This window comes from Pseudomonas sp. UBA6276, assembly GCF_002438365.1.
Taxonomy (GTDB): domain Bacteria; phylum Pseudomonadota; class Gammaproteobacteria; order Pseudomonadales; family Pseudomonadaceae; genus Aquipseudomonas; species Aquipseudomonas coleopterorum.
On record NZ_DJUS01000056.1, the window covers coordinates 1 to 24,349 of the forward strand.

Consider the following 24,349-nt stretch of genomic DNA (forward strand, 5'->3'; position numbering starts at 1 on the left):
CGCATTCGCCAGATCGAAGCCAAGGCGCTGCGCAACCTCCGCCACCCGGCGAGAAGCGAGCACCTGCGCTCCTTCCTCGACGAATAAGCCTCAGCGACGAGCACCACCAGAACCCCCGGCCTTGCCGGGGGTTTTGCGTGATGGACCCATGACCCCAAAGTTTGTTCGCCCCCCTCTTCCCGCTGGCTGCCGCGCCCGACTACACTGGCCCTTCCTGCGATGGTCCAACGAGGCTGCCATGCATCGACTGCCGGCACTTGTGCTGCTGACTTCGCTCGCCGGGGCAGCCATCGCCGACACTGTTTCTCCCGCTGGTTACCCGCTTGGGCTAGTTGAACATCCGCCTCTGCTCGCGAGTGTGGCCGAGGCGCGCCCCCTGCTTGCCGCGGCGCCAGACGCCAGTGTGCCAACGACGCAGCTAGCCTCGTCGGCCAATGCTGCGCCCGCCCGTGACTGGTACTCCGCCCTGATCTACGGCCTGCCCGGCCTGGTCATGCTGGTCATTGCCCTGGGCGTGGTGATCCGCATCAACCGGCGTCTGACGTCGGAAATCAGCCAACGCATCGCTCTGGAACGTGAGCTGCGCAGCAGCGAATACCATTACCGCGGTCTGATCGAGAGCCTTTCGGCCATCGCCTGGGAAGCCGACACGACCGACTACACCTACAGCTACGTCTCACCCCATGCCGAGGCGTTGCTGGGTTACCCGTTGCAGAGCTGGCTGGAGCCCGGCTTCTGGCTGCGCATCCTGCACCCGGAGGACGCGAGCTGGGCGCGCGAATACTGCGCCGAGCAAACCGCTGCAGGTGTGGGGCACTCCCTCGAATACCGTGTGATTACTGCGGACGGTCGCAGCCTGTGGGTGCGCGATATCGTCAGCCTGATCAAACATGACCAGCGACCGGTGATGCGCGGCCTGATGATCGACATCAGTGAAACCAAGAAGATCGAAGAAGCCCAGCGCCTGTCCGAGCAGAAGTTCGCCTCGGTGTTTCGACAGTGTCCCGACATTCTGGTCATCGCGCGGCTCAGCGACGGCTGCCTGCTTGAGGTCAACGAAGCCTTCGAGGAACAGATCGGCCTCAAGGCGGCACAGGTGGTCGGACGGCGCGCAGCGGAGCTCGACATCTGGGGCGTGGACGGCGTCGCGCCGCGACTGCTCAAGCGCCTTCAGGGCGGCAGCATCCGCAACCTGGAGATGACCTTTCGCCGCGACAACGGCCAGCGCTTCACCGGCCTGCTCTCGGCCGAACCGCTCCAGCTGGAAACCACGGCGGCAATGGTCGTGGTGGTGCGCGACATCAGCGAACTCAAGCAGACCCAGCAGCGCCTGCAGATTTCCGAAGAGAAATTCGCCAAGGCGTTCCACGCCTCGCCCGATGGCATGCTGCTGACCCGTCAGAGCGATGGGCTGCTGATCGAGGTCAACGAAGGCTTCAGCATCATGACCGGGCACAAGAGCAAGACGTCCCTGGATCGCTCGACCCTCGAACTGGGCATCTGGGCCGATCCCAACGAGCGCAAGCGGCTGCTGGACAAGCTGCAGCGGCAAGGCTTCGTTCGTGACTTCGTCTGCCGCATCCGGCGTATCGATGGCCAGGTGCGCCTGTGTGAGGTGTCGGTGCGGCCGCTGCCGATCGGTGGGGACGCCTGCATGCTGACCATTGCCCGGGACATCACCGAGCGCCAGCAGATGCAGCACAAGCTGACCCTGGCCGCGACGGTGTTCGAGAGCACGGCCGAGGGCGTGCTGATCACCGACACCCAGCAACGCATCAGCATGGTCAACCGTGCCTTCACCGAGATCACCGGTTTTTCCGAACAGGAAGTGCTGGGCGAAACCCCTCGCCTGCTCGCCTCGGGCCAGCACGACAGTGCGTTCTACATTGCCATGTGGCATCGCCTGGCCGCCGAGGGGCATTGGCAGGGCGAGATCTGCAACCGGCGCAAGAACGGCGAGCTGTACCCCAGTTGGCTGACCATCAGTTCGGTACGCAACAGCGAAGAGGCCATCACCCATTTCGTCGCCGTGTTCGCCGACATCTCCAGCCTCAAGCACGCTCAGGCGCGGCTGGACTATCAGGCGCACCACGACCCGCTCACCGGCCTGCCCAACCGAACCCTGTTCGAAAGCCGGCTGGCCGCCGCCTTGGCCAGCCAGAACGAAGCCGGTGGCCAGGGCGCGGTGCTGTTCCTGGATCTGGACCGCTTCAAGCACATCAACGACAGCCTCGGCCACCCTGTAGGCGACCTGCTGCTCAAAGGCATCGCCCAGCGCCTCAAGGAACAGGTGCGCGACATCGACACCGTGGCGCGCCTGGGGGGCGACGAGTTCATCATTCTGCTGCCGGGCCTGGCCCACGCCAGTGATGCGGAACACATTGCCGCCAAGGTCTTGGCCTGCTTCGCTGCGCCCTTCCAGGCCGGTGACCATGAGTTCTTCACCAGTGCCAGCATCGGCACCAGCCTGTATCCCCAGGACGGTACCGACGTCGCCACCCTGGTGAAGAACGCCGATGCCGCCATGTACCGCTCCAAGGCCAAGGGCCGCAACCGCGTGGAGAGCTACACCCGCGACCTCACCACTCAGGCGACCATGCGCATCGCGCTGGAGCACGAGCTACGCCGGGCGATCGAGCGCGATGAGCTGAGCCTGAGCTACCAGCCCAAGTTCAGCATCGACTCGGATCTGCTGGTAGGTGCCGAAGCGCTGATCCGCTGGAAGCACCCCAACTTCGGCGACGTGCCGCCCGAGCAATTCATTCCGCTGGCCGAAGAGAACGGCATGATCCTGCAGCTCGGCGATTGGGTGCTGGAGCAGGCCTGTCGGCAGCTGCGCGAGTGGAAACAGCTCTACCACGAGTTCGGTCCGCTGTCGGTCAACCTGGCCGGCGCGCAACTGCGCCAACCCAACCTGCTCAAGCGCATCGAAGGCCTGCTGGCCGACAGCGATCTGCGCCCGCAATCGCTGCAACTGGAGATCACCGAAAACTTCATCATGAGCCAGACCGAGGAAGCGCTGGTGGTGCTGCATCAGCTCAAGCGTCTGGGAGTGCAACTGGCCATCGACGACTTCGGCACCGGCTACTCGTCGCTGAGCTACCTCAAGCGCCTGCCGCTGGACATCCTCAAGATCGACCAGTCCTTCGTCCGCGGCCTGCCCGACGACCCCCACGACGCCGCGATCGTACGCGCCATCATCGCCTTGGGCCGAAGCATGCAACTGACCGTTATCGCCGAGGGCGTGGAAACCGCCGCACAGCAAGCATTCCTGGCCCGCGAAGGCTGCGAGCAGATCCAGGGCTACCTCGTCAGCCTCCCCCTGCCCCCCGACCGATTCGCCGCGACCTTTCTTCGTATGCGCCTTACGGATTTTTCGGATAGCACTCCCTGCAATCCATCGCTATAATCGGCGGCCTTCTGGGGCCTATAGCTCAGTTGGTTAGAGCAGGGGACTCATAATCCCTTGGTCGCAGGTTCGAGTCCTGCTGGGCCCACCAAGATTTTGGAGCCGCGCTTTGCGCGGCTTTTTTTATTTCTGGCGAGATCATTCCAATACGGTCCCGTAGTGCAACGCTGCAAGGTGAATTCTCGATCCAGCATAGAGGAGGATTCATGAAAGATTTTCGACTTGTGATCCCTTGATCAAATCGGCGAGCGCAGCTTTCGACACCGCTGAAACATCCTGAACCAATTTATCCGTTGACTCCTCTATCTGGACTGTAACGCCAGCAAACGTCCTGTTCTCTCAAGGACGCGGCTGCCGATGCGATCTCATAGACCATTTGGATAAATCCCCATGACACAGACACCTCTGCTCATCGGCTTCGTCATCATGTCGCTTGCCTCCTTGGCTATTTATGCCAAAGGTGCTCATCGCGGGCCACTGCGCGGCCATACGCTGATCCATGCAGCTGTGCCCTTCATCGCCGCTACGGCGTATCTCGCCATGTACTTGGGTGTCGGCAATCTGATCAAGCCGGACGACAGCATCACTTATGTCGCTCGCTACTTCGATTGGCTCCTGACCACGCCCCTGCTGTTGGCAGGCGTTGTCAGCTCGGCGTATCTGGGGGCTCGCGAGCGTGATGGTCAGGCCGGTTTCGTGGCGTCCATCGTGACCTTGGACGTAATGATGATAGTGACAGGCCTGGTTGCCTCCCTGGCGCTCTATGGCACCATCAAATGGGTCTTCTTCGCTTGGTCATGCGTCGCATTCGTCGGCGTGCTCTATCTGATCTGGAAGCCATTGGCGGCGCTTTCCGACGCGTCTCCGGCAATCGGCGCGGCCTATCGTAAAAACAGTGGCTTTCTCACCGTGCTCTGGCTGATCTACCCCGTTGTCTTTGCCGTCGGACCGGAAGGCATCTGGGCGATCAGCGATGCAGCGACCCTCTGGATCATTCTGGTACTCGACGTGCTGGCCAAGGTTGTCTACGCCTTTACCTCCGAGCGCAATCTGCGCGCGGCGCTTGTTCATTCCGGCGCCTGAGAATGAACCGAAGCGGCTGGTTGGCATTGCTGTTGACCGCCGCAATGGCCAGCGTAGGCGGGGGAGCGGGACAGCTGACGTTTGCGCTGGCCGTAGGGCTGGGCTTGGGGCTCTTGCACGGCGTCAGCGACCTACACCTTGTGGCACCGGCCCGGCGCTGGGTTTTTTTATGCGCTTATCTGGCGGTGGCTCTGGGCTGCCTGGTCTTTTGGCAACTCGCAAGCAGGACGGCTCTGCTGCTGTTCTTGCTGCTCTCGGTCTGGCATTTTGCCCACGAGGATGAAGTGTTTCACGATCGGCTGACTTCGCTGGCATTGGGCGTTTTCATTGTCGGTGGCCCGGCGGTGATACACGAGGCAGAGGTCACTCGGTTGCTGGCGTTGAGCATGGGCTTGGGCGAATCCAATGCCCTCGCAGAGTGGCTGACGTGGTTACTCGCCGCAGTTGGCAGCGTGGCGCTGCCGATACTGCTGCTGGTTTCCTGCCGACGACGCTGTCTTTGGTTGGCGACCACCTTGCTCGGGGTAGTGCTGTCACCACCGCTAGTAGGCTTTGCGCTGGGTTTCTATCTATTGCATGCCGCGCCCCAGACCCGGGTTCGTCAACGAATGCTGGGCGTACCTGATTTAGCGGCCTATCTACGGCTCACCTGGCCAATACTATTGGGCGCAGCGCTGTTCACCTTGGGTGGCGGCCTGCTCTTCCTCCTCCAGGAGCACACTGGCACCCGTGCCTTGTTCGCTGTGCTGACTGCCTTTGCAGTGCCACACATGCTTATCCTGCCGCGCTTTTTGCCCGCAACTGGCACTGCTGGCCAATCCGGTGAGGGAACTCGACTCGTCGGGAGATAGCTTTCCGGCAGAGCATTGAAGGCATCATCGATTCCCTCAATCACCCCATCAAAACAGCCGATTGGCCATTTCCCGCCCCCCTCCGTAACGTAACCACCCGGTGCGACAGATGCGCGCACCGTCTGAGCTTGTCGTTCCCCCTGCTCAGCCCACGATCACGCACGAGCCCGCCATGTCTTTGAATACCCCGCAGCAAATTGCCGAAATTGCCGTCGAAAGCGGCTTCAAGAAAGCCCATCTGAGCCTCTCTTCGTTGATGATCCTTGGATTTCTGGCGGGCGCTTTCATCGCCTTCGGATTTCTTCTCGACATTCATGTGAGCACCATGATCCCCAGTGATTGGGCGTCGCTGGGTAACCTGCTGGGCGCTGTGGTGTTTCCGGTGGGGTTGATTCTCGTGGTACTGGCCGGCGGCGAGTTGTTGACCGGCAACATGATGAGCCTGCCCATGGCGCTGTTCGCCGGGCGTATCGGTTTGAGCCAACTGCTGCGCAACTGGGCGCTGGTGACGCTAGCCAACCTGATGGGCGCGCTGTTCGTCGCCTACTGTTTCGGGCACTTGGTCGGGCTGACCGAAGGCGCCTTCATGGGCAAGACCGTGGCTATCGCCAATGCCAAGGTGTCGGCCAGTTTCGAGCAGGCGTTCATCTCCGGTATTGGCTGCAACTGGTTGGTGTGCCTGGCGGTGTGGCTCAGCTACGCGAGCAAGGATGTGGTCGGCAAGGTGGTGGGCATGTGGTTTCCGGTGATGGCTTTTGTCGCGATCGGCTTCCAGCACGTTGTTGCCAACATGTTCGTCATACCGGCGGCGATCTTTGCCGGGGCGTTGAGCTGGGCGCAGTTCGCCGATAATTTCGTGCCGGTATTCCTGGGTAACGCCGTGGGCGGCGCGGTCTTCGTCGGCTTGGCCTATCATGTGGCGTACTTCAAGACGGCAACCGGCTCCGAAGCGTCGTCCACGGCCAGTGGCGCGCAAACGCCGAAGTAATCCAGCCAGGCTGGATCAGTACTGTCATCAAGGTTGAGAAATGGACTTCACACCTGTCATCGCCCAGCTCTGGGGAACGCTGAGCTGGGCGCTCCCGCTGCTGTTGCTGATCACGCTGTTCAAATCGCCATGGGCCAAGCTCCCCATCGAAAGGCAAACTACCCAAATGTTTGCCTGAACGGATCGGCACTTTTCTGTATTGCAGTGACCACGTGCTGCGCTTGCTCCGTCACCTCACCCGAGCTCGCCAGCACCTGCTCCAACGCCTGCAGTTGCGTGCGGATAACTTCTTGCGGCTGCTCTACAGCACAGAGCTGGGCGAACTCCAGCAGCCCCTGCCGCGAGGCAAACATGGATTTGTTGCCGATCAGGTCCAGTGCCAATACATCGTCAGGGATATAGGCTGTGGTGTTGACGATGTCGTAGGCGGGTGCAAGTCGTGCATCGCCTAGGGCGGGATTGGCGTAGAGCAGTCCGAAGTTTTTCAGATGAGCATCGCCGTTGCCGACGATGCAGCTGAGAGTCACGATAGCGAATAGCTGAGACAGTGAATGCTCTATCCGGTCAGGGGCGCAGAACATCCGGATAGCTCTGGCAATGGACGAGTAGCTCTTGCTGTACTTCTGTTCGGCAGCTAGGCCCATGAGGGCTGTCATGTCCTCGAAGCCAATGGGGTTGAGCTGCTCGTCCCGATCAAAGCGGCGCATGACGAACAGTTTGGTGTTATCGGACAAGTAGAATTCCGGCACGACGATGCCGGCTGCTTTGGCCACGGACATGCAGAGAAACTCGTTGATCGCCAGGCCAGGGAATTCATCTCGGCCGCTCTTGATGATCAGTTCCGACGTTTTCGAAGTGAATCGCTGCGGAGCGTGGTTTTGATGCTCGGGTACCAGCACCTTGGGTTGCACCCCTGAGATGCCGGCACGTAGGATGTACCGATCAACCAGGCTGGCGAAGATGTCCTCGGCACCATCCCAAGCGAGGATCTCATCCAGCCTTTCTCCGGGGAACTGTTGGCGTTGCAACAGCGCATCGACTTCCGGCGATTTGACTGCGACTCGCCCGATGGGCGAACTGCTGCCTGAAAGTGCCAGGAGTAGCATTGGATCGACGTTTGTCACCTTGGCCAGGCGATTACGCAGCTGCTCCAGCACGTAACCCTCAGGCAGATTCATCTGGAAGATGGGATGAAGTTCGCGATGGCGGTAGTCATCCATACGCGGGGGCATGAGCAAACTGATCGCCCTGTGGGCACTAGCGTCATGGCGATAGCGGAAGATGTAGTCATCTTCGCTGCGCATCACTCTTCCGCTCTCTCCTTCCGGGGTTGAAACCTGCAGTAGGGACGGCATCAGTCGAATATCCCGTGAATTTCATCCAGCGTGGGCAGCACGGCAGGTTTGACCGTGAGTTCGCAATTCAGCGCAGCGAGCACGCGTGCATAGGCAGTCATGCCGACCGAGTGGTCGCCCTTCTCGATCGCAATGACCTTCTGCCGAGTTACAAAAGCCAATGCGGCGAGCCCGGCTTGAGTCATGCCACGATTGAGGCGGCGTTGCCGGATTTGCGCGCCCAGACGGGTAGCAATGAGCTCGTAATCCATGTTCTGTATACGTGACAAATTGAGGTCAATGTAACGTATACCTAACCCTTGTGAAAATAAAGCTTCGCCTGACACAAAGTGCAGCCTTCAGGCTTCTCCGGAAGCACTTACTTGGCCTGCAGGCGAAACCCCAGCAAATTTTCCTGCAGCCGGTACTGCTCGCCAATGTTCCCGCAAAAGCTGGTGCGTGGCAGGAACGCGCCCGCGCCGTTCAGGTAGGGCGGGATGTTGGTGCTCTGTTCGCAGCCTTGCAGGATGCGGCCGCGTAGCGCGCCGTTGGCCTGGGCCGAACGCAGGGCGCCCAGTGGGGTCAGGTCGGCGACGACCAGGGCGCCCGGGGGCACCAGGGTTTCGTAGGTGCGGGCGAACTGTTCTGCGGAGCGGTCCTGCAGGTAGGGCACCAGGTAGTAGCGGATGTCGTTGCGAAACGGCAACGCTTCGGTGTGGGTCGGCAGCTTGACCCAGCCATTGGCGTACAGCCCCCACATCGACAGCAGGGCCGCCGGCCCGGCCACGACCGAAAGGTAGAGCGCGGCGACGCCGAAACGATTGCCAGGCAGGTACCTGGCCAAGTGAGCGACGCCCAGGATGCTGGCCAGGGCGATGCCGGGCAGGAACAGGGTGAAGCGGTCGAATACGCCGTAGGACACGGCGAACAGGAAGTTGAGCAGCAGCGCGGCCCACAGCACTTGCAGGGCGCGGGTTTTCGGCCATACGAGCAGGCCAATGAGTTGCGGGCCGATCAATGACAAACCCAGCAGCACCACGGCGTTCTTTTCGTGCCACATGTCGTCGAAACGCCACAGCGTGTCGTTGCGGCCGCCGGGAATGATCGCCAACTGGTCGGGACCGGCCAGGTAACGGCGAGCGATTTCGAACAGGCTCATGCCGCTGTCCAGATCGCAGATGACAGCGGGCAAAGCGGGTGCAAACCCCAGCGCAATTGCAGGCAGGACGAGCAGCAGGCGCAGTCTGTGCTGAATGGCCAGGTGCACGTACATCGGCAACAGCACCACCAGCGTCAACGGGTGTATCGCCAGGGCCAGGCCACTGAGCACACCGATGGCCAGCAGGCGCGCTGTGGCGCCAATTCGCGCGGGTGTGGCGAAGCACAGCCAGTAAGCCCCAATGATCAGCACGGCATGCAGCACATAGGGCTCGGCCTTGGTGGACGCCCAGAACACGGCGTGGGCCAATACCGTTGCCGTGGCTGACAGCAGCGCCAGGTGGCGCGCAGCGCCGACACTGACCGCCAGGCCATGCACGACCAGCGCCAGTGGCAGCAACAGGATGGCGTTGAGCAGGCTGAGCAGGTGCATGCCCAGCAGCGCGTGGACGACACGGCTCACCAGGGCGTGGAACGGATGACTGACCGGCCCCAGTGAGGTGCTGAAGAACGAGGCATCGGCGGCCTCGGCAAGCATCAGGCCGTTGTCCATCCACTGAATCGGGCCGCTGCTGGCCAGAAAGCTGGCGATCACGGCGCAGGCCAGCATCAGACCGGCCACTACGGTGGGCAGGTGCATGCCACGGGTTGAACTCATGTTCCTTGCTCTCCATGGCCGCGAGCAGCGGACTGTTTGGTCAGGGTATGAAAGGGGCTCTGTTCGGCAGGCGAACTATAGAGGGATTAATTGTTTTGCCACTTCAATTTAATCAATCCACTGCACTCGGCCTGTCGTTCGCCTGACGCCAGAAACAGCAAGTTGCAGCGGACTTTTCATCCGTTGCGTCAAACTTTCCATTCAACTAACGCAACGAGGAGCAACAGCGGTTGAAAGACCTGAAGGATCGCCCTTGGCAACATTGCTTTGAGCCGGGCGTCGATAAATGGCCTAATGCGCCCCACTGACTTACCTATGGAGCCCCCGCCTTGTCCGACCGCCACCCGCTTGCCCTGGATGCCATAGATCGCCAATTGATTGCCGCGCTGCAGCTCAATGCCCGCGAGAGTGTGGCGATGCTCGCGCGCGGATTGGGCATCGCGCGCACGACGGTCACGGCGCGGCTCGCTCGGCTGGAAAGCGCCGGGGTCATCAGCGGGTACGGTGTGCGGCTCGGCCAGCACGCGTTGGACGGCGGCCTGCAGGCCTATGTCGGTATCACCGTGCAGCCACGCTCGGGCAAGGACGTGGTACGACGCCTGAGTGGCATGGCGCAGGTGCAGCAACTGTGCGCGGTGAGTGGCGAGTTCGATTACGTGGCATGGCTGCGCACCGACTCGCCAGAGCAACTGGACCAACTGCTGGACCAGATCGGCAGCGTCGACGGGGTGGAGAAAACCACGACGTCGATCATCCTCAGCAACAAGGTCGACCGCCGGGATTGAACCCCCCGCTTTGCACAATGCAGCGCCGACACGTCTTTACGACCGATAAAACGTCAGATCGACGACACTTTGTGTCTTATTAACCTCATCACCCTTGCCTAGAATGAACCTGCGTTTTCCTCGTTCAGCCAAGGTCCCGCCATGAGCCCAACTTCGCGTCACCCCGCCGACGGCAAGAAGCCCGTCACCGTATTCGGTCCGGATTTTCCCTTCGCCTTCGACGACTGGATCGAGCATCCGGCCGGGCTGGGGGTGATCCCCGAACACCACCATGGCGCCGAAGTGGCCATCGTCGGCGCCGGGATCGCCGGGCTGGTGGCGGCCTACGAGCTGATGAAGCTGGGGCTGCGGCCCGTGGTCTATGAGGCGTCGAAAATGGGCGGACGGCTGCGCTCGCAGAAGTTCGAAGGCACCGAGGATATCGTCGCCGAATTGGGCGGGATGCGTTTTCCGGTGTCGTCTACCGCGTTCTACCACTACGTCGACAAGCTCGGCCTGCAGACCAAGCCCTTCCCCAACCCGCTGACCCCGGCCTCGGGCAGCACGGTGATCGACCTGGAAGGCGAGACCTACTACGGCCAGACCTTGGCCGACCTGCCAGCACTGTTTCAGGAGGTCGCGGACGCCTGGGCCGACGCGCTGGAAGAAGGCGCCCGTTTCGGCGATATCCAGCAGGCGATCCGCGACCGCGACGTGCCGCGCCTCAAGGAGCTGTGGAACACCCTGGTGCCGCTGTGGGACGACCGCACCTTCTATGATTTCGTGGCCACGTCCAAGGCCTTTGCCCAGCTGTCGTTTCATCACCGGGAAGTGTTTGGCCAAGTGGGTTTCGGCACCGGCGGCTGGGATTCGGACTTTCCCAATTCGATGCTGGAAATCTTCCGTGTGGTAATGACCAACTGCGACGATCACCAGCATCTGGTGGTCGGTGGCGTCGAGCAGGTGCCATTGGGTTTGTGGAAGCATGTGCCTGAGCGCTGTGTCCACTGGCCTGCCGGCACCAGCCTGGCGTCGCTGCACCGCGGCGCGCCGCGCGGTGGCGTGAAGAAGATCGCCAGGGCCGCCGACGGCCGCTTTGCGGTCACCGATCACTGGGACGACACGCGCCATTACGCGGCCGTGCTGACCACCTGCCAGAGCTGGTTGCTGACCACTCAGATCGAATGCGAGGAAACGCTGTTTTCGCAGAAGATGTGGATGGCCCTGGACCGTACCCGCTACATGCAGTCCTCGAAGACCTTCGTCATGGTCGACCGACCGTTCTGGAAGGACAAAGACCCCGAGACCGGCCGCGATCTGATGAGCATGACCCTCACCGACCGCCTGACCCGTGGCACCTACCTGTTCGACCACGGCGACGACAAACCGGGGGTGATCTGCCTGTCGTATGCCTGGATGAGCGATGCTCTGAAGATGCTTCCCCATCCCGTGGAGAAGCGCGTCAAGCTGGCCTTGGATGCTTTGAAGAAGATCTACCCGAAGGTCGACATCGCCGCGCGCATCATCGGCGACCCGATCACCGTGTCATGGGAAGCCGATCCGTATTTCCTCGGCGCTTTCAAGGGCGCCCTGCCCGGCCACTACCGCTACAACCAGCGCATGTATGCGCACTTTATGCAAAGCGCGTTGCCTGATGCACAACGCGGTATCTTCATCGCCGGTGACGACGTGTCGTGGACGCCTGCCTGGGTCGAAGGCGCGGTGCAGACGTCGCTGAACGCGGTGTGGGGCATCATGACCCACTTCGACGGCTACACTCACCCGGAAAACCCCGGGCCTGGGGATGTTTTCGATGAATTGGGGCCCATTGCCCTGTCGGATTGACCGCTTCCTTGATCGCAACAGGAGCCCGCATGCGCATAGCCTTGTACCAATGCCCGTCCCAACCGCTCGACGTCGAGGGCAACCTTGCCCGCTTGCAGGCGCGCGCCCGTGAAGCTGCACAGTGGGATGTCGAACTCTTGGTACTGCCAGAGATGTTTCTGAGCGGCTACAACATCGGTGCGGGCGTGGCCCGCAACCTGGCCCAGGCCAGCGACGGTGCCAACGCCGAACAGGTCGCGCAGATCGCTCGGCAATTCGGCCTGGCCATTGTGTACGGCTACCCAGAGCTGGATGAACAGGGCAACGTGTACAACTCGGTGCAGTTGATCGACCGCACCGGTGAGCGCCTGGGCAACTACCGCAAGACCCACCTGTTCGGCGACGCCGATCGCGCCATGTTCAGCGCAGGCGAACAGGCACCTGCGGTGCTCGAGCTCAATGGCTGGAAGCTGGGCCTGCTGATCTGCTACGACCTGGAGTTTCCGGAAAACGCGCGTCGGCTGGCCGCTGCTGGGGCGGAGCTGATTCTGGTGCCTACCGCCAATATGGTCCCCTACGGCTTCATTGCCGAGGTGACCGTGCGCAGTCGGGCGTTCGAGAATCAGTGCTACGTGGTGTATGCCAACTATTGCGGCAACGAGATGGAGTTCGAGTACTGCGGGCTGAGCAGCATTGCCGGTGCCGATGGGCAGCAGATTGCCAAGGCAGGTCGGGATGAGGCGTTGATCGTCGGCACGTTGGACAAGGCCTCCCTGGCGTCGGCGCGCAGTGCGTTCACCTATCTGAACGACAGGCGGACCGAGCTTTATTGATGTTGCCGATTTGTAGGCGGGGTCTTGGACCCTGAAAGCTTGACTGGGGCGTGTCTGACACACCGGAGTGTCTTTTCGCGGCCGCTGACCGCTCCTACTGGGATGGGGGGTGTGGCGGGACGGGCGAGTGAGTGAGTGATGTCAATAAACCATCATGGGCGTGCTTTGTTGCCCATGGTGGTTTTTTTTTGACGACGGTAAATAGTCGGCTTTTGTGTGGATTTTACTGTTTTACGCCGCTTGCGAAATGATCGGGCCCAGTAACTGCGCGGGTTTGCGGTCCACTGACGGGCTCCCCAGCTGGAAAACTTCAAAAACGTCAAAGAAAGCAGCAATATGCCAGCGCCAAAAATAAATTACCTTATAAATCAATGGCATATGCAATTATATCAAGGCGATTCTAATCGGCGCGCTATTTTTGACGAAAGCAATTGACAGTCCTCCCGCCAAAGCCGATATATCACCGCATCTGCCGCCAACACAGCAGTTGCAGCGACGCCGAAGAGTGTCGCGCAGACCCGACGACTACCCCATTGCCCTGTAAGCGCTGACCTCAATGAGCGGTCCGCGCCGTGTGCTCTGGCCTGTGCAGTCCGTCATGTTCATTGCAGTACGCGAAGTTGGAAGTTGCACATTTCAAGGATCGTCAAGTACGAACCGGGCGGTAGCTTTGCCCAAACACAGAGAACGTTAGTTATGGCGTTCAATCAACCGCGTGTCCAAGGAGGGTTCTTCCTCATGTCACATTTGTTCAACCTGGATGAAAGCACGTCGAACCGCCTGGCGGTCGACATGAATGAACAGGGCTATGCCGTACTGGAAAACGCTTTGGCGCCCTACGTGCTGGAAGAACTTCGTGCTTATGTGGATGACCAGGCCGCGCGCCATAACCATCAGTACTTCGCCTATCACGGCAATGCGCCGCTGGTGGGCAGCCGCTTGGCGGCCACGGCGATGTCGAGCGAGTTTCGCCAGCACCTGGCGCGCCTGCATGAGCAGGGCCAGGGCCATGCTGCGCCCAGCGACCAGGTGTTCCCGGTATTGCGTTGCGTGCAAGGCCACAGCGGCCTGAAGGAATCCAACGCGTTTCACTTCGATGCCACCCTGCTGACCATGCTGGTGCCGATCTTCATCCCCGAGCAGGGCAAGGATCGCGGCGACCTGGTGCTGTTTCCCAACCTGCGCAAGGTGCGGGGCAGCGTGCTGTTCAACGCTGCCGAGAAAGTGCTGTATCAGAACCCGCTGTGCCGACGCCTGATGGGTTGGTGCATCGAGCGCGGCTGGCTCAAGCCGCTGTTGCTGCGCATGAAGCCTGGCAACGTGTATTTCTTCTGGGGCTACCGTTCGCTGCATGCCAACCAGCCGTGCGATCCGGCGCACCGGCGTGCCACTGCGCTGTTCCACTACGGTGACCCTCATGCCGGCAGCCTGACCACACGGATGATCCTGCGGCTCAACCAGCACCGCGCCCGACGCGCAGTCGCCCGCAGCAAAAGTCAGGCGTCCTGAGCGGACAATAACGTGTTGGATACCACGGGAATGGCGAGCCGCCAGGGAGCAGCGAATGATCAACGTAACCAAGGCCTATCTAGGCGACATCGACAAGTTCAAGGCCTATGTGGACCGTATCTACGCGTCCCACTGGCTGACAAACCACGGTCCGCTGTGCTGCGAGCTGGAGGAGCGCCTCAAGGATTACCTGGGCGTGCGCCACTTGATCCTGACCAATAACGGCACGCTGGCGTTGCAAGTGGCCTACCGCGCCCTGGGCCTTTCCGGCAGCGCCGTGACCACGCCGTTCAGCTTCGTGGCCACCAGCAGCTCGCTGCACTGGGAAGGTATTCGTCCGGTGTTCGCCGACATCGACCCGCATACGTGGAACCTGGACCCGGAGCAGATTCCAGGCAGCCTGCAGGCCGACACCAGTGCCATCGTCGCCACCCACGTGTTCGGCAACCCCTGCGCGGTGGAACGCATCGAAGCGATCGCTCGTCAGTATCGCCTCAAGGTGGTGTACGACGGCGCCCACGCCTTTGCCGTGAAGCACGCCGGTCAGTCCGTGTACCACTGGGGCGATGCCAGCACCCTGAGTTTCCATGCCACCAAGTTGTTCCACACCATCGAGGGTGGCGCGATCGTCACCAACGACGATGAAGTCGCGGCGCGGGTGCGCAAGCTGTGCAACTTCGGCATCACCGACGTGGACAAGATCGAGGGCCTGGGCACCAACGCCAAGCTCAACGAATTCTGCGCCGCCATGGGGTTGAGCGTGCTCGACGACATCGACAACATCCTCGAGCGTCGCGCCGAGATGGGTCATTACTACCGCCAGCGCCTGGGTGGCTATCTGGACCTGCAACGCCAGGCCGACGACAGCCAGGTCAACTACAGCTATTTCCCGGTGGCCTTGCAGAACGAAACCCAGGTGCTGGCCATGCGCACCGAACTGCAAGCCGGCGGCATCAATCCACGGCGTTATTTCTACCCTTCGCTCGACACTCTCGAATATCTGCAGCCGCAAGCGGTCCAGTACCAATCGCGCAGCCTGAGCGAGCGAGTGCTCTGCCTGCCCATCTACCCCGGCCTGGCGCGGGCGACTCAGGACCAGGTCATCGACACCCTGCTGCGCGGCCACGAACTGAGTTACCCACAATCCGTTTCATGGGCCACCGCTGTATGAAAACAGGCATGAATTCGTTGAACCAGGGCACGCGTCGATGAAGAAGCTTTCGGTCATCCACAACACGGCCCTGAGCTACCTGGGCCAGGCCTATGCGCTGGTGATCGGCATCTTGATCATGCCGTTCTACCTCAGCCATCTGGGCGCCGAGGCCTATGGCTTGATCGGCTTCTATGCTGTGATGCAGGCCTGGCTGCTGCTGCTCGACGCCGGTGTGTCGCCCTCGCTGGTGCGCCAGATCGCTCATCACCAGGGCAGCAGCGACAGCGCGGCGGCCAAGCGTATCGGCGGCTGGTTGATGCGCTCCTTCGAGCTGGTGTTTCTGCCCATGGCACTGATGTGCGCGTTGGGTGTGTACTTGGCCAGCGACTGGATGGCCGCCCATTGGCTGCAGGCCCAAGCACTGGAGCCGCAGACCATCGTCAACTGCGTGATTCTGATGGGGGTGATGGTTGGCCTTCGCCTGTTCGCCACGCTGTACAAGAGCGGCCTGCAAGGCCTGGAGATGCACGCCTGGTTGAACAACGCCAACGTGCTCATCGCCACGCTGCGCTACTTCGGCGGCCTGGTGCTGGTGACCTGGGTGTCGCAGGACGCGCAGGTGTTCTTCGAATTCCAGCTGTTCGTGGCGCTGGTGGAGACCTTGATCTTCGCTGCCAAGGCCTACCGCCACCTGCCTGCACCGACCCCGTTGAGCGGGTTCAACTGGGCGCTGGTCAAGCCGATCCTGCCGTTCGCGGCCAGCGTATCGCTGACCGCCGTGGTCTGGATCGTGCTGACCCAGCTGGACAAGGTGCTGTTGTCCAAAGTGCTGCCGCTGGCCGAATACGGTTACTTCTCGCTGGTCGCATTGCTGACCACCGGCATCATGATGATGATCAACCCACTGGTGCAGACCTTGCTGCCGCGCATGACGGTACAGGTCGCCGAAGGCCGCGAAAGCGACATGCATGCCCTGTACCTGGGTGCCAGCCGCTTCGTCAGCACCTTCCTGTTTCCGCTGGCGGCGATCATCGCGTTCTATGCCGAGCCGCTGCTGTTTGCCTGGAGCGGTGATACACAAGCCGCTCAGTGGGGGGCGCCGATCCTGTTCTGGTACGCCCTGGGCAGCGCCATCCTGGCGGTCAGCGCGTTCCAGTACCACCTGCAATACGCCTACGGCGAAATGCGCCTGCACATCGGCTACAGCGTGGTGTCGGCCGTGATCAGCGTGCCGGCAATGATCATCGCGGTGTACGGCTGGGGCGCCCTGGGCGCGGCCGTGACCTGGTTCACGCTGCGCCTGGTGTCGTTCGCGCTGTGGCCACAAGTGGTGCATCGGCGCCTGGCGCCAGGCCTGCACCGGCCCTGGCTGCACGACATTCTGCGCATCAGCCTGAGCACCGTGTTCGGCGTGCTGCTGACCCATCCGTTGTTCAAGGCCATTGCCGGCGGCTCCAGCGACCGACTGGTGATCTTCGCCGCCCTGGCCGTGTGTGGCGTGCTGACCCTGGCCCTGGTGGCCGCCACCTACAAACCACTGGCCCTGCGGGTCTTCCTCAAGTTGAGCAGAGCGAGCGCCGAACGATGAAGCGGACCGAACAACAGATCATGCAGGCCTGGCCACAGGGGCAGGAACCGTTGCTGTCGATCACCTGCCCGGCCTACAACCAGGTCGAGTACATCGAGCAGACCCTGGACAGCTTTCTGGCGCAACGCACCACGTTCGCCTTCGAGATCCTGATCAACGACGACGCCTCCAGCGACGGCACGACGCACGTCATCGAGCGCTACGCCGAGCAGTACCCGAACCTCATCAAGCCGGTGATTCATCAGCACAACCAATACCAGCTGGGACGCTGGTGCTTTCCAGCGCTGTTCAACAGGGCCCGCGGCAAGTACATCGCCTATTGCGAGGGCGATGATTACTGGATCGACCCGCTCAAGTTGCAGAAGCAGGTGAACTTCCTCGAAGCCAACGCCGATTACGTGCTGACCTACCACGACGCCATGGCGTTCGACAGCGAAGGTGAACGGGGTATCCAACTGATCGGCAAGTACCAGGCCGATGCCAGCGCCATGGACCTGCTCAAGGCCCGCCCGATCTCGACCCTGACCACCTGCTTTCGCAACGTGCTGCACGAGCTGCCCCGCGAGCTTGCGCAAGCGCCGGTGCTGGACCTGTGCTGGTGGTCGATGCTCGGTGCCCACGGCAAGGGCAAGTACCTGGCCGACATCGCCCCGGCACGCTACCGCCTGCACCCTGGCGGGATCTTTTCCCAGCGCCCGGGCCAGAACAAATTGCAGATGACCCTGCACACCTACGCGTGCCTGGCCAACTACTACTTCCGCCAGGGCGACCGCGTGCTCTACGAGCACTTTCTGGTGCAGGTGTCCGGCATGTGTGTGGCGGCGATCCGTCCGGTACAGAAATTCCGCGCCCTGCTGCATGTGTCGGGCAACGTCAGCCGCAACCTGATACGGCGCCTGACGCCGGCCGCGGCGAGAGGCTGAAGACGAGATGATCAACAAGGTTTTGGTGATCTGCATCGGCAACATCTGCCGCAGCCCCATGGCAGTGGCGCTGTTGCGTCACCACGCGCCGCACCTGCAGGTTGAATCGGCGGGCCTGAGGGCCTGTGTTGGTGAAGACATGGACAGCCTGACCGCACAGGTACTGGCCGACAACCAAGTGCCACGGCCGGCGCACGCTGCCTGCCAGCTGACCGACGAGCAGGTGCGTTGGGCCGATCTGATTCTGGTCATGGACCAGCGCCAGTTGCGCAGCATCACCGACAAGGCCCCGCACACGCGCGGCAAAACGTTTCTGATCGGCAAGTGGCTCGACAATTTCGAAATCGACGATCCCTATCGCCGCCCCATTGCCGCCTTTCAAAGGACCTACACCGAATTGACTCGGTGTATCGAAGGCTGGCTGCCCTACCTGAGTTCCGAGGATCGACAAAGATGACCGCGATGAACCGTTCAAACCTGGAGTACTACAAGGACACCCAGATCGATCTCGCGACGATTCTACGGACCTTGTTCGATCACAAGAAACTGATTGCCGGGGTCGTGGCCCTGTTCACGCTGCTGGGTGCTTTCTACGCCGTGGTCGCCACGCCGGTGTACCAGGCCAACGCCATGATCCAGATCGAACCGAAGAAGGTCGGTCTGGATGCGACCCCACAGCTCAACACCAAGCCGTCCTCGGTATCGGAAGCGGTGACCGAGATCGAGCTGATCAAGTCGCGTACCGTGCTGGGCCAGGTGGTCAGCGACCTCAAGCTGGACGTGGTGGCCACGCCGCGCTACTTCCCGGCGATCGGGCGCTACATGGCGCGCGAATTCACCCCGACCGGCAACCAGACACTGGCCGCGCCGCTGTTCGGTCTGGAGGCGTTCGCCTGGGGCGGCGAGAAGATCGACGTGTTCAACCTGGACGTGCCGGCAAACCTGCTGGGCGAGCGCCTGACCCTGATCGCCGGGCCGAACGGCACGTATCGCCTCGTGGGTACCGACGGCGCGCCACTGCTCAGCGGCCGTGTCGGCGAGGTCAGCCAGGGCAACGGCGTGACCCTGCAGTTGGCCGAGCTCACCGCTCGCCCCGGCACTGAATTTCGCCTGGTGAAGAACCGCCTGCTCAACACCTCGCTGGACTATCAGCAGCGTCTGCGCGTAGCCGAGTCGGGCAAGGATTCGGGGATCGTCTACCTGAGCATCAACGACACCGACCCAGTCCAGGCCAACCGCGTGCTGGATGAAGTCAGCCGCCTGTACGTGCGCCAGAACGTGGAACGCAGTTCGGCCGAAGCGGCCCAGCGCCTGGATTTCCTGCGCTCGCAACTGCCCGTGGTGCGCAAGGAACTGGAAAAGTCCGAAGAAGCCCTGCACGCCTTCCAGATGCGTACCAAGTCGGTGGACATCACCCTTGAGACCAAGGCCCTGCTCGACCAGATGGTCGCCTACGACGCCCAACTGTCGGAGCTGCGCCTCAAGCGCACCGACCTGGATCGCCTGTACACCCGTCAGCATCCCGCGTCGGCAGCGTTGAGCCAGCAGATCAGCCAGATCGAGTCGCAGAAGACCTCCCTGCAAGCGCAGATCAAGGGCCTGCCCGAGACTCAGCAGGAATTGCTGCGCCTGACCCGTGACATGCAGGTGACCACCCAGACCTACACCCTGGTCCTGAACAAGAGCCAGGAGCAGGACATCATCCGCGCCGGCAACATCGGCAACGTGCGCATCATCGACAAGGCCGACAGCAACATCGAAGAGCCGGTCAAGCCGATGCGCGCGGTCATCGTTCTGGTGGCGATGCTGTTGGGCACCCTGGTCGCCGTGGCCATCATCTTCATCCGCCAGGCGTTCTACCGCGGCGTGGAAAACCCCGAGGTGATCGAGAGCCTGGGCATGCCGGTGTACGCCTCGCTGCCGCTGTCGCGCCAGCAGGAACGTTTGCAGAAGAAACGTGGCAAGGGTGTGACCAACCGCGAATCGCGCTTGCTCAGCGTGGCCGCGCCGAGCGAGCTGGCCATCGAGTCGTTGCGCAGCCTGCGCACCAGCCTGCACTTCGCGATGATGGAAGCACGCAACAACGTGCTGATGATCACCAGCCCCATGCCCGGCGTGGGCAAGTCGTTCGTCAGCGCCAACCTGGCGGTGATCATTGCCCAGGCCGGCAAGCGCGTGCTGCTGATCGACGGCGACATGCGCAAGGGCTACCTGCACCGATCCTTCGGCCTGCAGCCCAAGCACGGGCTGTCCGACGCCCTGGCCGCGCGCCTGGGCAACACCGAGGTGATCAATGCCACCGAAGTGGACAACCTGCACCTGATAGCCTGCGGCTTTGCCGCGCCCAACCCTTCCGAACTGTTGATGCATGACAACTTCAGCAAGCTGCTGCGCGAGCTGTCGCCGCATTACGACCTGGTGATCATCGACACCCCGCCGGTGATTGCCGTGACCGACGCCAGCCTGATCGGGCGCCAGGCCGGGACCACCCTGCTGGTCGCTCGCTTCGGCCAGAGTTCGGTCAAGGAGATCGAGGTCAGCAAGCGTCGTCTTGCGCAGAACGGCGTGCTGGTCAAGGGCGCGATATTCAACGGCGTGATCCGCAAGGCGTCCACCGCCGAGTACGACTGCGCTGCCTACGGCTACGACTATTCGCCGAGCAAGAAGTGATCGCCGATCCAGGCAGGAGTCTCCCGATGCCCCGCACCGTTGCAATGATGCAGCCTTACTGGTTTCCCTATTTCGGCTATTTCCAGCTGATCGCCGGCGCCGATGCCTTTGTGCTCGGCGACAACCTGCAGTACGTACATCCGGGTTGGGTCAACCGCAACCGGCTGCTGAGCTGTGGCGCGCCGGCCCTGTTCACCTTGCCGCTGAAGAAGGACCGCTCGGACCTGGCGATCAACCAGCGCGAGCTCAGCGACAGTGCCCCGCAGGTGCTGGGCAAGCTGCTCAAGACGATTGCCATGAGCTACTCCCGGGCGCCTTACCGCGACGACGTGCTGGCGCTGCTCAAGCCGCTGATGACCTGCCCGGAACGCAACCTGGCGCTGTACCTGGAGTACTCGCTGCGCAAGGTCTGCGAATACCTGCAGATCGACACGCCGATCCACGTCGCCTCCACCCTGCCGGTGGACGAGCGCCAGGTGCAGGACAAGCAGGACCGCGTGGTGAAGCTGGCCCGCCACTTCGGCGCGCAGCGCTACCTCAATCCTATCGGCGGCACGGCGCTGTACGACGAAGAGTACTTCGCCCGCCACGACCTGGAGCTGCGCTTCCACCGCATGGACGAGCTTTGCTACACACAGTTCAAAGACCCGTTCGTGCCCAACCTGTCGATCATCGACGTGCTGATGTTCAACCCCGTATCACGGATTCGCCAATGGCTGCCGTGCTACAGCACGCTCAAGCCGAGCGCTGCACAGGACACCCGCAGGGTGGCCACCAGTCCTTCCGTCCACGCCATCGAGATGCGCTCATGAACGACTTCGACAGCAATGCCAACTGGTACCTGATCCAGACCAAACCGCGGCAGGAAGCCCGTGCCGAAGAACATCTGCTGCGTCAGCAATACGAGTGCTTTCGCCCGCTGCGCGCCGCCCCTGCCCTGACCCGCAGCCGCCGCGTGGCCGACGAGGATTTGTTCCCCGGCTACCTGTTCATCCGCCTGGACTGCAACGACAACTGGTACCCGATCCGCTCCACCCGTGGCGTGTGCCGCGTCGTCGCCTTCGGCGGCATGCCGTGCCCGGTACCGGACAGCCTGATCGCCAGCATTCGCCAGCGCACCCAGGCAAGCGCCGCGAACGCGGTGCGTTTCACCGAAGGCGAAGCGGTGCGAGTGCGCACCGGCGACAGTGAAGTGCAGGCCATTTTCCTCTGCGAGGACGGCGACGAACGCGCCGTGATCCTGCTCAACCTGCTGCAACGCGAGCAGCGTATCAGCCTGCCGCGCAGCAGCCTGCAGCGGCTTACCGCGCACGCCTGCTGAGCGGCGCACAGACATACGATGCTTCAGGAGAGTAGTTCGATGAATGCCAAGACCACCCTGGTGACACTGACGTACGGCGACCGCCTTTGTTACCTCGAAGCGCTGATCGAGCGTTCGCTGGCCTCTGCACACATCGAACGGGTGGTGGTGGTGAGCAACGCGTCGCGCGCCGATCTGAACTCGTTGCGCACGCAATGGCCGACCCAGATCACCGTGATCGAGCTGCCCAGCAACACCGGTTCGGCCAATGGCTACAAGGTCGGTATCGAGGCGGCGTTGCAACAGGGCGCTGAATACCTGTGGCTAATGGACGACGACAATGCACCCACCCTCGGCGCTGTCGAGACCCTGCACCAGCGGCTGCACGAGTGCGAGCGCATCGTGGGCGTGGACAAGGCGGCCGTGATCGGTTTTCGCCCCAACCACCAGGCCGACATCGCCGCCGGAGTGCCGCATCGCTATGCGATCCAGTTGCGCTCCAGCTGCTTCGGTTTCCACATTGCCCAACTGCCCTACAAGCTGTGGCGGCGTACGCCCTGGGGAAAACCGGCTGGGCGCAAGGCGGCCAGCAAGCCCTTGGTGCAACTGCCCTTCACCACCTATGGCGGTCTGCTCGCGCACCGCAGCGTGTTCCAGCGCATCGGCCTGCCGCTCGAAGACCTGCTGCTGTATGCCGACGACACCGAATACACCTGGCGCATCACCGCCAGCGGCGGGCAGATATTCCTGGTGACCGAGGCGCTGCTCGACGACCTGGAAGAGTCGTGGAATGCCAAGGCCCGCACCAACAACATTTTCGAGAGCTTCCTGCTCGGCAACTCGGACCTGCGCGCCTATTACACCGCGCGCAATCAGGCCTGGTTCGACAAGCACGTGTGGGCTGGCTCGACGCTGCTGTATCGGCTCAATCGCTCGGTGTTTCTGCTGTTGCTGCGCTATTTCGCAAAAAGGAGCGGTTCGGACCGACGCCTGGGCTTGCTCGAACAAGCCATGCGTGACGGGGAATCGGGTCGTCTGGGCATTCATGAATCCTACCCACTATGAAGATACTGTTCCTAAGCAGCCTGTACTCGCCGCATATCGGTGGCGGTGCTGAAATCGTTCTGCAACGCACGGTCGAGGGCATGCAGCAGCGTGGCCATCAGGTCTGCGTGCTGAGCACCGGCCCCGATGCGGGCCTCAAGCATGAATACGTCAAGGGCGTGAAGGTCTACCGCGCCGGGCTGCTCAACACCTACTGGCACTTCAGCGAGCAGCGCCCAGGCGCGTTGGCCCGGCTGGGCTGGCATCTGCGCGACAAGTACAACATGGGCATGCGCAGCTACCTGCGCGAAGTGCTGGCCGCCGAGCACGTCGACCTGGTGGTGTGCCACAACCTCAGTGGCTGGTCGGTGTCGGCGTGGGACGAGATTTCCGCCTCCGGTTTGCCGCTGGTGCAGGTGCTGCACGACATGTACCTGATGTGCCCCAGCAGCAACATGTTCAAGAAGAACGCCGCCTGCAAGGTGCCCTGCACGCTGTGCAGGCACTTCCGCCAGGGCCATGCCGAACGCTCGGCCCAGGTCGACGCGGTGGTGGGGGTCAGCCAGCACCTGCTGGGCAAGCTCACCGACGCACGCTTCTTCCGCAACGCTTCGCAGCAGGTGATCTACAACGCCAGCCCGAAGATCGACCCTGCACCGTCGCGTTTCACCCGCATGGACCAGGGCGAACCGTTGCGCTTCGGCTACCTGGGCACCTTGTCCGAACCCAAGGGCCTGCGCTGGCTGATCGATCAGTTCAAACGGTTGCCGTTCAACGCCACCTTGCAGATCGCCGGGCGCGGGCAGCTGGACTACGAGCAGGTGCTCAAGCTTGAAGCCAGCGGCGAAAACATCCACTTCGTCGGCTATCAGTCGCCGGAGAGCTTCTATCGGCAGATCGACGTGGCCATCGTGCCTTCGATCTGGAACGAGCCATTCGGCCTGGTGGCGGTGGAAGCCTGCGCCCACTCGGTGCCGGTGATCGCCAGTGCCCGCGGCGGCCTGCCGGAGATCATCCAGGACGGCGTCAACGGCCTGCTGTGCAACCCAGACGAGCCACAGACCCTGGGTCTGGCGATGCTGCAGCTGTACCGCGACCCCGAGCTGCGCGAACGCCTGGGCGCCCAGGCGCGTAACAGCGTCGAGCACCTGCTCGACCAGGAACGGATGCTCGACAGTTATCAACAGCTGTTCCTCGATGTTCTGCAAAGAAGAAATGTCCATCATGAAATCAGCCCTGTCACTCAGTCGCTTTGAGGCA

20 protein-coding genes, 1 tRNA gene and 2 pseudogenes are annotated in these 24,349 nt (G+C 62.1%); 20 read left to right on the forward strand and 3 right to left on the reverse strand.

The features are described from left to right. The 7 genes and pseudogenes from B2V21_RS21570 to B2V21_RS06410 all read left to right on the forward strand — a co-directional run. Nucleotides 1–87, forward strand: a pseudogene (locus B2V21_RS21570) (RNA polymerase sigma factor RpoD); the annotation flags it as partial. A gap of 367 nt (nucleotides 88–454) precedes the next feature. Next, nucleotides 455–3,409 (forward strand): annotated as a pseudogene (locus tag B2V21_RS06385) (sensor domain-containing protein); the annotation flags it as partial. Between the two features lie 14 nt (nucleotides 3,410–3,423). Next, nucleotides 3,424–3,500 (forward strand) — tRNA-Ile (locus B2V21_RS06390). 299 nt (nucleotides 3,501–3,799) lie between these two features. Continuing rightward, nucleotides 3,800–4,492 carry a bacteriorhodopsin gene (locus B2V21_RS06395; protein ID WP_192001452.1) on the forward strand — a complete coding sequence of 231 codons (693 nt, stop codon included), beginning with the start codon at nucleotides 3,800–3,802 and terminating at the stop codon, nucleotides 4,490–4,492. Nucleotides 4,493–4,494: 2 nt separating this feature from the next. Next, nucleotides 4,495–5,343: a Brp/Blh family beta-carotene 15,15'-dioxygenase gene (locus tag B2V21_RS06400; protein WP_286916362.1), complete on the forward strand. Its 849-nt coding sequence runs from the start codon at nucleotides 4,495–4,497 to the stop codon at nucleotides 5,341–5,343. A gap of 172 nt (nucleotides 5,344–5,515) precedes the next feature. Then, a complete protein-coding gene (locus B2V21_RS06405; RefSeq protein WP_122743257.1) occupies nucleotides 5,516–6,331 on the forward strand; it encodes a formate/nitrite transporter family protein in 816 nt (271 codons plus the stop codon). Between the two features lie 40 nt (nucleotides 6,332–6,371). Beyond that, nucleotides 6,372–6,509, forward strand: coding sequence for a hypothetical protein (locus tag B2V21_RS06410; RefSeq protein WP_376787138.1), 138 nt, complete (start codon nucleotides 6,372–6,374; stop codon nucleotides 6,507–6,509). On the opposite strand, the gene B2V21_RS06415 is transcribed toward B2V21_RS06410, so the two are convergent. From B2V21_RS06415 to B2V21_RS06425, 3 genes are all read right to left on the reverse strand, one after another. After that, complete coding sequence (locus B2V21_RS06415) at nucleotides 6,490–7,686, reverse strand: type II toxin-antitoxin system HipA family toxin (protein ID WP_056845304.1); 1,197 nt, start codon at nucleotides 7,684–7,686, stop codon at nucleotides 6,490–6,492. The genes B2V21_RS06410 and B2V21_RS06415 overlap by 20 nt on opposite strands. Further along, the gene (locus B2V21_RS06420) at nucleotides 7,686–7,937 is read right to left on the reverse strand and encodes a helix-turn-helix transcriptional regulator (RefSeq protein WP_056845303.1); all 252 of its coding nucleotides are present in this window, start codon (nucleotides 7,935–7,937) and stop codon (nucleotides 7,686–7,688) included. Before B2V21_RS06420 ends, B2V21_RS06415 begins: the two co-directional genes overlap by 1 nt. Before the next feature lie 107 nt (nucleotides 7,938–8,044). Then, nucleotides 8,045–9,481, reverse strand: coding sequence for a DUF2723 domain-containing protein (locus tag B2V21_RS06425; RefSeq protein ID WP_286916363.1), 1,437 nt, complete (start codon nucleotides 9,479–9,481; stop codon nucleotides 8,045–8,047). A 329-nt stretch (nucleotides 9,482–9,810) separates the two neighbouring features. Here B2V21_RS06425 and B2V21_RS06430 point away from each other — a divergent pair, with 329 nt between their 5' ends. From B2V21_RS06430 to B2V21_RS06490, 13 genes are all read left to right on the forward strand, one after another. Further along, nucleotides 9,811–10,266: an Lrp/AsnC family transcriptional regulator gene (locus tag B2V21_RS06430; RefSeq protein ID WP_286916364.1), complete on the forward strand. Its 456-nt coding sequence runs from the start codon at nucleotides 9,811–9,813 to the stop codon at nucleotides 10,264–10,266. Between the two features lie 141 nt (nucleotides 10,267–10,407). Then, nucleotides 10,408–12,090 carry a flavin monoamine oxidase family protein gene (locus B2V21_RS06435; RefSeq protein ID WP_286916365.1) on the forward strand — a complete coding sequence of 561 codons (1,683 nt, stop codon included), beginning with the start codon at nucleotides 10,408–10,410 and terminating at the stop codon, nucleotides 12,088–12,090. 29 nt (nucleotides 12,091–12,119) lie between these two features. Then, nucleotides 12,120–12,902, forward strand: coding sequence for a carbon-nitrogen hydrolase family protein (locus tag B2V21_RS06440; RefSeq protein WP_286916366.1), 783 nt, complete (start codon nucleotides 12,120–12,122; stop codon nucleotides 12,900–12,902). A gap of 738 nt (nucleotides 12,903–13,640) precedes the next feature. Further along, complete coding sequence (locus tag B2V21_RS06445; RefSeq protein WP_049862433.1) at nucleotides 13,641–14,411, forward strand: hypothetical protein; 771 nt, start codon at nucleotides 13,641–13,643, stop codon at nucleotides 14,409–14,411. 55 nt (nucleotides 14,412–14,466) lie between these two features. Continuing rightward, complete coding sequence (locus B2V21_RS06450) at nucleotides 14,467–15,582, forward strand: DegT/DnrJ/EryC1/StrS family aminotransferase (RefSeq protein ID WP_286916367.1); 1,116 nt, start codon at nucleotides 14,467–14,469, stop codon at nucleotides 15,580–15,582. Between the two features lie 37 nt (nucleotides 15,583–15,619). Beyond that, a complete protein-coding gene (locus tag B2V21_RS06455) occupies nucleotides 15,620–17,152 on the forward strand; it encodes a lipopolysaccharide biosynthesis protein (RefSeq protein ID WP_286916368.1) in 1,533 nt (510 codons plus the stop codon). Beyond that, entirely contained in the window at nucleotides 17,149–18,075 is a 927-nt protein-coding gene (locus tag B2V21_RS06460; RefSeq protein WP_286916369.1) for a glycosyltransferase family 2 protein, read from the forward strand. Before B2V21_RS06455 ends, B2V21_RS06460 begins: the two co-directional genes overlap by 4 nt. 7 nt (nucleotides 18,076–18,082) lie before the next feature. Next, complete coding sequence (locus tag B2V21_RS06465; RefSeq protein WP_286916370.1) at nucleotides 18,083–18,532, forward strand: low molecular weight protein-tyrosine-phosphatase; 450 nt, start codon at nucleotides 18,083–18,085, stop codon at nucleotides 18,530–18,532. Then, entirely contained in the window at nucleotides 18,529–20,745 is a 2,217-nt protein-coding gene (locus tag B2V21_RS06470) for a polysaccharide biosynthesis tyrosine autokinase (RefSeq protein WP_049862438.1), read from the forward strand. Before B2V21_RS06465 ends, B2V21_RS06470 begins: the two co-directional genes overlap by 4 nt. Nucleotides 20,746–20,771: 26 nt before the next feature. Beyond that, nucleotides 20,772–21,557 carry a WbqC family protein gene (locus tag B2V21_RS06475; protein WP_082484745.1) on the forward strand — a complete coding sequence of 262 codons (786 nt, stop codon included), beginning with the start codon at nucleotides 20,772–20,774 and terminating at the stop codon, nucleotides 21,555–21,557. Further along, nucleotides 21,554–22,066, forward strand: coding sequence for a transcription/translation regulatory transformer protein RfaH (rfaH, locus tag B2V21_RS06480; protein ID WP_056845295.1), 513 nt, complete (start codon nucleotides 21,554–21,556; stop codon nucleotides 22,064–22,066). The genes B2V21_RS06475 and rfaH overlap by 4 nt, the downstream gene beginning before the upstream one ends. A 39-nt stretch (nucleotides 22,067–22,105) precedes the next feature. After that, complete coding sequence (locus B2V21_RS06485) at nucleotides 22,106–23,110, forward strand: glycosyltransferase (RefSeq protein WP_056845294.1); 1,005 nt, start codon at nucleotides 22,106–22,108, stop codon at nucleotides 23,108–23,110. After that, the gene (locus tag B2V21_RS06490) at nucleotides 23,107–24,345 is read left to right on the forward strand and encodes a glycosyltransferase family 4 protein (protein WP_286916371.1); all 1,239 of its coding nucleotides are present in this window, start codon (nucleotides 23,107–23,109) and stop codon (nucleotides 24,343–24,345) included. Before B2V21_RS06485 ends, B2V21_RS06490 begins: the two co-directional genes overlap by 4 nt. Nucleotides 24,346–24,349: the final 4 nt, after the last annotated feature.